Raw genomic sequence first — 10,183 nt, 5'->3', positions numbered from 1 at the left:
CCCCCGAACTTCCCGAGCAGAGTCCGCCGCCGAACTCCGCCGAACCCCACACGCCGATCCCCGACCCCGACATCGAGCAGCAAAACCAGCCCGCGGGCCAGGGAGAGCGCGGTCTACAGTATTCGCATGACGATGCACGTGGACGCCAGCAACCCGGACCTCATCACCGTGGACGTGCCGACGCACTGGTACAACCTCGCGGCGGAACTGCCCGAGCCGATCCCGCCGCACCTGCATCCCGGTACCAAGGAGCCAGTCGGCCCCGACGATCTCGTCGCATTGTTCCCGAGCGGTCTGATCGCACAGGAGGTCTCGACCGAGCCGTACATCGAGATCCCCGAGCCGGTGCGCGAGATCTACAAGATGTGGAGGCCCTCGCCGCTGATCCGCGCGCGACGTTTCGAGGAGTCGCTCAACACCGGCGCTCGGATTTACGTGAAGTACGAGGGCGTCAGCCCCGTCGGCTCACACAAAACCAACTCGGCTGTCGCGCAGGCGTATTACAACAGCGTCGACGGCGTCCGCAAGCTCACCACCGAGACCGGAGCCGGCCAGTGGGGTAGCGCACTGGCCTTCGCCGGCGCACAGTTCGGCATCGACGTCGAGGTCTGGCAGGTGCGCGCGTCCTATGAGTCGAAGCCCTACCGCGGCTACCTGATCCGAACCTACGGCGGCACTATCCACTCCAGCCCGTCCACGCTGACGGAGTCGGGCCGCGCGATCCTCGCCAAGACACCAGATACCACCGGCAGCCTCGGTATGGCGGTCAGTGAGGCCGTCGAGGTCGCTGCCAATGACCCAGATGCACGCTACGCGCTCGGCAGCGTGCTCAATCACGTTGTGCTGCATCAGAGCGTGATCGGTCAGGAAGCCGTCGAGCAGCTCGTGGCCGTCGAGCCCGGTGGCGCCGACTTTGTGTTCGGTTGCGCGGGAGGCGGTTCCAACCTTGCCGGGCTGTCGTTCCCGTTCCTTCGTGAGAAGCTGCACGGACGATCCGATGCGCGTGTGATAGCCGCGGAACCGTCCGCGTGTCCTTCGATCACCCAGGGAGAGTACCGCTACGACCACGGCGACGTCGCAGGTCTCACGCCGCTGCTCAAGATGCACACTCTCGGAATGGATTTCGTACCGGACCCCATCCACGCGGGAGGTCTGCGCTACCACGGCATGGCGCCTGCGTTGAGTCACACCGTCGAGCTCGGTCTGGTGGAGGGTGTCGCGATCGACCAGCACGGCGCTTTTGCCGCCGGGGTGCAGTTCGCGCGCACGCAGGGCATCGTGCCGGCGCCCGAGTCCACCCACGCCATTGCCGCGTGCGCCCGACAGGTCGCCGACAATCCTGCCGAGCAGGTCGTCGTGATCGGGCTGTCCGGCCACGGCCAACTCGACCTTCCCGCGTACGCCGAGTTCCTCGACGGGAACATCTGAGCGTGCTCACCGCAGGCGTCGACCTCTCGGCGTCGCCTGCGTCGACCGCCGTTGCCGTCGTCGAGTGGACTGAACGCCACGCTCGACTACTCCAATTGGTCACCCCCGCAGACGATTCGACGATCCGACAGCTCGTCGACGGTACTGATCGATGCGGCATCGACTCGCCGTTCGGATGGCCGGACGGCTTCGTCGAGTTCGTTGCGCGCCACCATCGCGGCACCACACCCACCGACTCCCGACTCGACGACATCGGACGACGACGCCCGCTGGCATACCGACGCACCGACCTGTATCTCGTGGAGCACGGACTCGGCCGCCCCTTGAGCGTGTCGGCAGATCAGATCGCGCATGTCGCTTTCCGGTGTGCGGGGCTGCTCGCGGATCTCGACGTGACCGACCGCGTCGACGGCTGGGCTGTGGAGGCGTATCCGGCCGGCGCGCTGAAACATTGGGGGCTGACGTCACGCGGATACAAGCGGTCGGGCAATCGAGCTGTGCTGCAGAGTCTCTGCGAGGATCTGCAGGCGGCGGCACCGTGGCTGGACCTCGGACCATACGTCGACCTGATGTGTCACGACGACAACGCCTTCGACGCCGTCGTCACCGCGCTCATCGCGCGGGCAGCGAGCCTCGGTGCGACGACGTTACCCGACGAGTTCGACATGCCGGTCGCACAGCGTGAGGGCTGGATTCATGTCCCGAACTGTGCCTTCGACGATCTGAGGTGACGTCTCACCGTAGATCCGTTCACCGTAGATCCAGACGCATGAGGACGCGCGGGTAACCGTTGAGGACGGACGTGGTGTCGGCGACCTTCCGGAATCCCGCGCGTTCGAACATCATCCGAGTGCCGACATAGGCCATGGTCAGATCAACTCGCTCGCCGTTGTTGTCGACGGGATAGCTTTCGACGACAGGCGCTCCGCTGTCCCGGGCGAAGTCGACCGCCCCGGCGATCAAGGGCGAGGTGATTCCCTGCTTCCGATGACCGGGCCGCACCCGGACACACCAGAGCGACCAGGCCGGTAGATCGTCGACGTGTGGAATCCTTCGGTTGCGCGCGAATGTCGTATCTGCCCGTGGATGAATCGCCGCCCACCCCACCACCACGCCGGCGTCATCGTAGGCAAGCACCCCCGGCGGGGTGCGCTCCGCACAGAGCGCTCGGACGCGCTCGCCACGAGCAGGTCCCCGAAGTTGCTGGTTTTCCGCGCCGGAGATGCGGTAGCTCAGACACCAGCACACATTGGCGTCGGGATGCTTGGGCCCGAGTACCGCGGCGACGTCGTCGAACTCGGTGGCAGGCCGGACGGTGACCGGCGATGAACTCGTTCTCTGGACTGACATGGCGTCAGTATGGCGTTGAACGAGGACGGCGACGGTCCTCTGACAAGACCACGCCACCACTTCGACGCAGCGTCCCGGGTGGCGGAACGGCGCGGTTCTGCCAACCGCGGGCGGCGTCACCAGCCTGTTCACGCGCGACGAGGTGGCGTAACACGCAGGGTAACGCCGCGACACGGAAGGCTTGGCAGCATGGCGACATGCTCGTCGACACACCTGTACCCACCACCGCGTCCGGCCCAACGCGCGCGCGAAAGAACATGGCCTACATCCCCGCCGGCATCTTCTGGATGGGATCGGACGACTTCTACCCGGAAGAGCGGCCGGTGCACCAGGTCGCGGTCGACGGGTTCTGGATGGATGTGCACCCTGTGACGGTTGCCGAGTTCCGACGCTTCGTCCGCGACACCGGATACGTGACCACCGCTGCGCGCGAGCCCGACCCGGCCGATTACCCCGATGCCGATCCGACGCTCCTGCGAGCGGGATCGATGGTGTTCACGCCACCGCCGGGGCCGGTGCCGCTCGACGACTATCGCCGGTGGTGGTCGTATGTTCCCGGCGCCGACTGGGAGCACCCGGAGGGCCCCGGGAGCAATGTCGGTGCCAGGAACCGACACCCCGTCACGCATGTGTCCTATGCCGACGCCCAGGCGTATGCCGCATGGGCGGGCAAGGAACTGCCCACCGAGGCGGAATGGGAGTATGCGGCCCGTGGGGGCCTCGACCGTAAGCCGTACGCCTGGGGCGACGAACTCCATCCGCACGGGCGACCGGCGGCCAACACCTGGTACGGCGAATTCCCTTGGCAGAACACCGAAGAGGACGGCTACTCCCGCACCTCGCCGGTCGGGCGCTTCCGTCCCAACGGGTATGGACTCGTCGACGTCATCGGCAACGTGTGGGAGTGGACGTGCGACCATTACACCACCGATCACGCTGCGGGCGACAAGAACGTCGCGCCTGCGAGCACGTGCTGCATACCCCGAAATCCCGTGCAACGCGCGGCCGTCGACACCGGGCACGGCGTCGAGCGCTTTGCACGCCGCACCATCAAGGGCGGATCGCATCTGTGTGCGCCGAATTATTGTGTGCGGTACCGGCCGTCGGCACGACAGAGCCACACCGAGGACGCGTCCACCAGCCACATCGGCTTCCGCTGCATCGTGCGCGAGGGCTGACACGTGACCACCACCATGCGCCCCGAAAACACCATGCGCCCCGAAAACACCATGCGCCCTGAACGCACCATGCGTCCACAACAAACTATGCGTCCAGAACACGACACACCGGCCGACGACGTGGCGTACGGAGCCGACTCGATCACCATTCTCGAAGGCCTCGACGTGGTGCGGAAGCGCCCGGGCATGTACATCGGGTCGACGAGTGCACGCGGCCTGCACCACATGCTGTGGGAGGTCATCGACAACGGCGTCGACGAGGCGATGGCCGGCCACGCGACGCGCGTCGAGGTCACGCTCCTCGCCGACGGAGGCGCAGCGGTCACCGACAACGGGCGCGGGATACCGGTCGCGGTGCACGCCACGGGAATTCCGACGGTCGACGTCGTCATGACCCAGTTGCATGCCGGTGGCAAGTTCGACGTCGAGGGCGGCGCATACGCGGTGTCCGGCGGCTTGCACGGGGTCGGCGTATCAGTGGTGAACGCACTGTCGACACGACTCGAGGTCGATATCAGCCGGGACGGCTACCGATGGTCGCAAACCTACGACAGATCGGTGCCCCGCACGCTGACGCGCGGCTCGGCGACACGCGAAACCGGTACCACCGTACGATTCTGGCCGGACGCCGACGTGTTTGAGACCACGGAGTTCAACCGTGACACGGTAGCCAAACGGCTACAGGAGATGGCCTTCCTCAACAGTGGGCTCGAGATCCTCCTGCTCGACGAGCGCGACGGCGAGCGCAGTCGCTTCTGCTACCCCGACGGACTCGTCGACTTCGTTGCGCACGTCAACCGCAGCAGGACCCCGCTGCATCCGTCCGTCATCGGGTTCACCGGCCACGCCCCTGGACATGAACTCGAGGTTGCACTGCAATGGAATTCGGGGTACTCGGAGTCGGTCCACACCTTTGCCAACACGATCAACACCCATGAGGGTGGAGTTCACGAGGAGGGCTTCCGCGCGGCGTTGACCACGGTGGTGAACAAGTACGCCAGGACGCTGAAGGTCCTCAAGGAGAAGGACTCCAATCTCACCGGCGACGACATCCGCGAAGGACTCGCAGCGATCGTGTCGGTCAAGGTCGCCGACCCGCAGTTCGAGGGTCAGACGAAGACTCGACTGGGCAACAGCGAGATCCGCTCGTTCGTGCAGCGAGTCTGTCACGAGCAACTGGCCGAATGGTTCGACGCCAACCCCGCCGAAGCCAAGACTGTTCTCGCCAAGGCAGCGGCGTCGGCTCAAGCACGTACCGCGGCCCGACGAGCACGGGAACTGGTGCGCCGCAAGACAGCAGGAAGCCTCGGCGGACTCCCGGGCAAACTGGCGGACTGTCGCAGCAGCGACGCCGAGCGCGGTGAACTGTTCATCGTCGAGGGCGACTCGGCAGGCGGCAGCGCGAAGTCCGGACGAGATTCGATGTACCAGGCGATTCTTCCGTTGCGCGGCAAGATCATCAACGTCGAGAAGGCCCGCATCGACCGTGTTCTCAAGAACACCGAGATGCAGGCGATCATCACGGCGCTCGGCACAGGCATCCACGACGAGTTCGACCTGTCGAAACTGCGCTATCACAAGATCGTCCTGATGGCCGACGCAGACGTCGACGGACAACACATCTCGACGCTCCTGCTCACCCTGCTGTTCCGCTTCATGCGCCCGCTGATCGAGCAGGGTCACGTCTACCTGGCGGCACCACCGCTCTACAAGATCAAGTGGCAGAAGGGCCAGCCCGACTATGCCTACTCCGACCGCCAGCGCGACCAGATCCTGGCACGCGGGCGGGATGCGGGAAGAAAACTGCCGTCCGACAGCGCAATCCAGCGCTACAAAGGTCTCGGCGAGATGAATCCGTCCGAGCTCTGGGAGACGACGATGGATCCCCAGACGCGAATACTGCGACAGCTCACACTGTCCGACGCCGCGCTTGCCGACGAGCTCTTCTCGATCCTCATGGGCGAGGACGTCGACGCTCGCCGCGGCTTCATCGTCCGCAACGCGAAGGACGAACGGTTCCTGGACATCTGAATCCACACCACCTGAATCCACAACCAGCTGCATCCACACCAGCTGTATCGACCCCGGTCGCGCGCCCCAATCAGGTGCGCACCGGGGTCGAGTCGTGTCGACGTCAGCGCACAAGTGGCGTTTCTCATCGCTTGCGCCGCGGAAAAGCCGCTGGCCAGCACGTTGGGGCTGGAAATACTGGCGTAACAAACGGATAATTCCATGGCAAATCATCCGGAATGAACGAGCCGCACCATAGTCACATGCCATCGAGACCACGGATAGCTCCGAAAGACTTCCCGCGCCCGCAGGTGCGGAAGTACGCCGGAACGCGCGAGGATGCTGCGCGCTGGGTGCGTGACGTGTTGCGCACCCAGATCCTCGACGGCGTGTTCGGCGGACTGGCGGCACCGCGGCCGCTCCTGCCACCAGAGAACCAACTGGCCAAAGAACTCGGGGTCAGCCGCAACGCCATTCGCGAGGCACTCGATCTGCTCCGCGCCGAGGGGCTCATCACCCGCGTCCAGGGCGCCGGGACCTTCGTCACCGGAGCCAAGCTCCGGCAGCGGATCGATCGACTCGAGGGACTAGCGGAATCGCTTGCCGGCCATCAACTCACCGTGGAGAACAAGGTGCTCTCGGCTCGCGAGTCGGCGGCAACGCCGTTCGTCGCAACCAAACTCGCGATCCCCGAAGGGAGTCCGATCCTGTTCATCGAGCGACTTCGCACCGTCGCGACGGTGCCGTTGTCGCTCGACACCACGTCGCTGCGCCCCGAGGCGATCGACGCCCTCGAGGGAGCCAACCTCGTCGAGGAGGACGTGTTCGGGCTCCTCGAGGAGCGCCTCGGCGTACGGCTCGGACAAGCGGAGAACACCGTCGAAGCCGTTGCGGCCGATACGGGAACCGCACGTCTGCTCGACGTCCGTCCCGGCTCACCAGTGTTGTTGATGCACCGTCTCACCTTTCTCGAAGACGGCACCCCGTTCGACCTCGAATCCGTGCGCTACCGCTCGGACCGGGTCTCGCTCACGTCCGTGACTCCGCGCCTGCAGCGCTGACAGTTACCCGCCTACCAGACCGACTGACCATCCCGCGCCTGTGTGGGACGAGTCGAGAACACCCAATGAAAGAGAAATGAGGATCACCCATGTCCGAATCACCCCAGAAGCAGCCGAACATCGTCTACTTCCACGTCGACAACCTCGGGCTCGGCGAGCTCGGTTGCTATGGCGGCGGCATCCTGCGCGGCGCCGACACCAAGAACATCGACTCCTTTGCGGGCGACTCGCTGAAGCTGTCGCACTTCGTCGTCGAACCGCAATGCACCCCAACGCGTTCGGCACTCATGACGGGTCGCTATCCGATCCGCTCGGGTAACCACACGATCGCACTGGGCGGCAACGCGGGCGGCCTCGTCGCCTGGGAACGCACCATGGGCGACATCCTGTCGGACGCAGGCTACGCAACCGCCTGCTACGGCAAGTGGCACATCGGCGCCGAGGACGGACGCTGGCCGACCGATCACGGATTCGACGAGTTCTACGGTCCCGCACGTACCTACGACGAATGCCTGTGGCCCGACGATCCCTGGTACGACGGCGACCGGGACGGCTGGTCCTACATGTACGACGGCACCAAGTCGGGCGGCGTGATCGCAACCGACGAGCAGCTGACCGTCGAGCTGAAGGGCCGTATGGACGCCGAATACGACCGCCGCGCAAAGAACTTCATGCGCAAGGCCGTCGCCGATGACAAGCCCTTCTTCCTCTACCACAACCACTCGCTTCTGCACTTCCCCATCGAGGTGCGCGAGGAGTTCAAGGGCAAGAGTGACAATGGTGACTGGGGCGACGCCCTGCTGATGCTCGACCACGACTTCCAGAGCCTGCTCGACGAACTCGACGAGCTGGGTATCGCCGACAACACCATCGTTGTCTTCGCGGGCGACAACGGGCCGGAGGATCACCTCGCGGGTCGCGGCACCGCAGGCTTCTTCGACGGCTCCTACTTCAGCTCGGCCGAAGGCGGAATCCGCACTCCGGCGCTGATCAGATGGCCGGGGCGAGTCAAGCCACGTGAGAGCAACGAAATGGTCCACGTCACAGACATGTTCACCACATTGCTGCGTTTCGCCGACTGCGAGATCCCCGACGATCGACTTATCGACGGGATCGATCAGCGCGAATTCTTCTCCGGCGCAGACAAGTCCGCACGCGAGGCGAGCATGGTGTGGCTCAACGACGAACTGCATGCGGTCAAGTGGCTGCAGTTCAAGATCAGCTTCGTGCGCCAGCAGCACTTCCACGACCCGGAAATCCCGCTGGGCTTCGCGCGTATCATCAACTTGCTCGAGGATCCCAAGGAGCGTGAAGCCGTCAACCAGACCTTCGTCCGGTGGTGGGTCATGCAGCACGCGCACCGGGTGATCCGTGAGTACAACGAGAGCATCGAGCGCGAAGAACTGATCCCGCCGGGCGCACCTCTCGACTTCGTGCCCCAGCGCACGTTCGAGACGGTCTCGGCCTGACGTCGACCGCCGGTGGAGTCCCGCTGATGGGACTCCACCGGCGTTCGCGTGCCGTCGGCGATGGTCGACGCCGCAACGGCAACGCCGCCCAGACCGCTCGCCCAGCACGGCGATCAACCAGACGAACGATCAACCACACGAACGAACAACCACACATGAGTCAGATCGACCACATCGAGACCCGAGGAGGAGCCGGCGATGTCCGTGACCGATGACCAGGCATCAACCGTGCCGCGCCGGGAAATTGAGCACCGCAGGCCGCAGATCACGGTGATGGCCGCTCTGCGCGATCCGCGACTGCTGCGCACCGAGGTCTTCGCCGGCCTGGTCACCGCGCTCGCCCTGATCCCCGAGACCATCTCCTTCTCGATCATCGCGGGAGTCGGACCCGCCGTCGGGCTGTTCACGTCTTTCATCTTCGCGATGACGATCGCCGTCGTCGGGGGTCGACCCGCGATGGTGTCGGCTGCGGCCGGTTCGGTCGCGCTCGTCGTCGCGCCGGTGGTACGCGATCACGGCGTCGACTACCTGATCGTCACGGTCATCGCCGCCGGAGTCCTGCAGATTCTGCTTGCATTCGCAGGCGTCGCCAAGATGATGCGGTTCATCCCGCAGAGCGTGATGACCGGCTTCGTCAACGCGCTGGCCATCCTCATCTTCAGTGCACAGATCCCACATCTGGTCGGGGTGCCGTGGCTGGTCTATCCGATGGTCGCGGCGGGTCTGGCGCTGATGATCCTGCTGCCCAGGATCACGACCGTTATCCCGGCACCACTGATCGCCACCGCGTTGCTCACCGGCGCGGCCGTCGTGTTCTCACTGAGCGTCCCGCGGGTGGCGGACGAGGGCGACGTCTCGTCCGGGCTGCCGATACCCGGGTTGCCGAATGTGCCGATGAACTGGGAGACGGTACGCATCATCGCTCCCTATGCGCTGGCGGTCGCGCTGGTCGGATTGCTCGAATCGCTGATCACCGAGCGCATCGTCGACGAGATCACCGATACTCCGTCGAATCCGCGACGGGAGAGTTGGGGGCAGGGGGTGTCGAACATCGTCGTCGGATTCTTCGGCGGCATGGGCGGCTGCGCGATGATCGGGCAGACCATGATGAACGTCAAGACCTGTGGCGCGCGGACACGCCTATCCACATTCGTGGCGGGAGTGGCTCTGCTGTGCATGCTCGCCTTCTTCAGTCCGGTGCTCGCCGCGATCCCGATGGCCGCTCTCGTCGCGGTGATGATCATGGTGTCGGTGGCCACGATGGACTGGCGCTCGATCGCGCCGAGTACGTTGCGCCGCATGCCGATCGGTGAATCCGCGACGATGCTGATCACCGTCGTCGTGACGGTCGTGACACACAATCTGGCGTTGGGGGTGATCGCGGGCGTCGTCTGTGCCTGCGGGATCTTCGTGCGACGGCAGTCGACGAGCGCCGTCGTCAGCGATCACGAGCATCACGATCCGTCCGACGAGTCCGGCGGCGCGCGGTGTGTGCACCGTCTGACCGGATCACTGTTCTTCGCGTCGAGCAACGTGCTCACCGACAGATTCGACTACGCGTGCGCAGCGCCGGATGTCGAGCTCGACCTGTCGCAGGCGCACATCTGGGATGCGACGAGCGTGGCAGCCCTCGACGGTGTCTGTGAACGCTTCCGGCGCAACGGCAAACGCGTCAGCCTGACCGGAC

The 10,183-nt window shown here is 65.1% G+C and carries 8 protein-coding genes; 7 read left to right on the top strand and 1 reads right to left on the bottom strand.

The window, feature by feature from the left end; genetic code table 11:
- Positions 1 to 126: 126 nt before the first annotated feature.
- On the top strand, positions 127 to 1,428 hold the full coding sequence (locus GOOTI_RS01970) for a TrpB-like pyridoxal phosphate-dependent enzyme (protein ID WP_039993154.1): 1,302 nt from the start codon (positions 127 to 129) through the stop codon (positions 1,426 to 1,428).
- 2 nt (positions 1,429 to 1,430) lie between these two features.
- Positions 1,431 to 2,159 carry a DUF429 domain-containing protein gene (locus tag GOOTI_RS01965; RefSeq protein WP_007236869.1) on the top strand — a complete coding sequence of 243 codons (729 nt, stop codon included), beginning with the start codon at positions 1,431 to 1,433 and terminating at the stop codon, positions 2,157 to 2,159.
- 19 nt (positions 2,160 to 2,178) lie between these two features.
- Here the strand turns inward: GOOTI_RS01965 and GOOTI_RS01960 are convergent, their stop codons facing one another.
- Positions 2,179 to 2,778, bottom strand: coding sequence for a GNAT family N-acetyltransferase (locus tag GOOTI_RS01960; RefSeq protein WP_007236868.1), 600 nt, complete (start codon positions 2,776 to 2,778; stop codon positions 2,179 to 2,181).
- 197 nt (positions 2,779 to 2,975) lie between these two features.
- On the opposite strand from GOOTI_RS01960, the gene GOOTI_RS01955 reads away from it, so the two are divergent.
- The 5 genes from GOOTI_RS01955 to GOOTI_RS01930 form a co-directional block, all read left to right on the top strand.
- The gene (locus GOOTI_RS01955; RefSeq protein ID WP_007236867.1) at positions 2,976 to 3,956 is read left to right on the top strand and encodes a formylglycine-generating enzyme family protein; all 981 of its coding nucleotides are present in this window, start codon (positions 2,976 to 2,978) and stop codon (positions 3,954 to 3,956) included.
- 87 nt (positions 3,957 to 4,043) lie between these two features.
- Positions 4,044 to 5,987, top strand: a complete 1,944-nt coding sequence (gene gyrB, locus GOOTI_RS01950; RefSeq protein WP_051997834.1) for a DNA topoisomerase (ATP-hydrolyzing) subunit B — start codon at positions 4,044 to 4,046, stop codon at positions 5,985 to 5,987.
- Positions 5,988 to 6,229: 242 nt separating this feature from the next.
- Positions 6,230 to 7,027: a GntR family transcriptional regulator gene (locus GOOTI_RS01945; protein ID WP_227923024.1), complete on the top strand. Its 798-nt coding sequence runs from the start codon at positions 6,230 to 6,232 to the stop codon at positions 7,025 to 7,027.
- Positions 7,028 to 7,116: 89 nt separating this feature from the next.
- Complete coding sequence (locus GOOTI_RS01940; protein WP_007236864.1) at positions 7,117 to 8,496, top strand: arylsulfatase; 1,380 nt, start codon at positions 7,117 to 7,119, stop codon at positions 8,494 to 8,496.
- Positions 8,497 to 8,694: 198 nt separating this feature from the next.
- On the top strand, positions 8,695 to 10,183 hold a 1,489-nt coding region (locus GOOTI_RS01930; protein ID WP_007236863.1), incomplete at its 3' end, for a SulP family inorganic anion transporter.

This window comes from Gordonia otitidis NBRC 100426, from assembly GCF_000248075.1.
GTDB classification, from domain to species: domain Bacteria; phylum Actinomycetota; class Actinomycetes; order Mycobacteriales; family Mycobacteriaceae; genus Gordonia; species Gordonia otitidis.
Note: the sequence above shows the minus strand (reverse complement) of the source record. Positions and strands in the feature narration are given on the sequence as shown.